The 1,070-nt window shown below is 63.9% G+C and carries 1 protein-coding gene; it reads left to right on the forward strand.

Annotated features, from left to right (window positions below; all coding sequences use genetic code 11):
• The coding region (locus ABZW16_RS44010; RefSeq protein WP_354962112.1) for a hypothetical protein at positions 1 to 1,035 on the forward strand (1,035 nt) is incomplete at its 5' end.
• Between the last annotated feature and the right edge of the window lie 35 nt (positions 1,036 to 1,070).

Consider the following 1,070-nt stretch of genomic DNA (forward strand, 5'->3'; position numbering starts at 1 on the left):
GCAGTCCTCTACGGGCCGGTCTCAGAAGAGGATCGCGTCTACATTCGCAACACACCGCACGAGAAATGGTCGCTGACTGCGATCATGGAAACCCTCACCGAGTCCGGCATCGACGCCGAACACCCCGACCCGACCGCCCCCGATTTCGTTGAGCGGGTCCGCACGTTCGACGTCGCATACGTGAACGTCCACGGCCCTTGGGGTGAGGACGGCCGACTTCAAGGTCTGTTGGACTACCTGCACGTGCCCTACACGTCATCGGGTGTTCTCGCGGGCGGTATCGGTGCGGACAAGCTGGCCTCGAAGGCAGTGTTCAACTACGTCGGCATCCCGACACTGCGCGACTCCGGGCTGATCGTCGCATCGGCAATCCCGGCGTTCCCGCTGCCCGCAATGCTCAAAGCGGTCGACGGCGGTTCCAGCGTCGGGCTGCAACGAGTCGAGACCCTGACCGAAGCCGCCAACGCGGCGCACCGATTCCGTGAGCGCGGATTTCGCCGATTCTTCCTCGAGGAGTTCGTCGTCGGTCGTGCGATGACGGTTGCGGTGCTCGGCACCCCGACCGGGCCGAAAGCGTTGCCGCCGTTGGAAGTCCTCACCGAACGCGATTACTACGACGAGGAAACCAAGCTCGGCGGCGGCGATGGTCCAGCGGTTACTTATCAGGTTCCCGATGATCTGACGCTGGCCACCCTCGACGCGATGTCCTTCGGTGCGCTGGCGGTGTACGGATTCCTGGAGTGCCGTGGCGCGATCCGTATCGACTACATAGTCGATACGGCTGGTGTCGCATACGCGTTAGAGGTCAATACGACTCCGGGCGTGCAGCGGCACAGCAACCTGCCCGTTGCCGCCCGCGCGGTCGGAATCGGATATCGGGAGCTGATCCTGATGCTGCTCGCGGACGCGATCGAAAACGGGGTACGCCCTCCGTGGGTGGTCCGATCGCTTGTTGAGCAGCAACGCGCCCCCTCACCCCAGCTCGAGGCGGCGTTGCCCTACATTGGGCTGGCTACCCCGGATCGAACGGAGTGAGATTGCACCGCCTTCCGCTGGATGTCCACCGGTTC

Source organism: Nocardia sp. NPDC004604, from assembly GCF_040609795.1.
In the GTDB taxonomy this organism is placed as follows: Bacteria; Actinomycetota; Actinomycetes; order Mycobacteriales; family Mycobacteriaceae; genus Nocardia.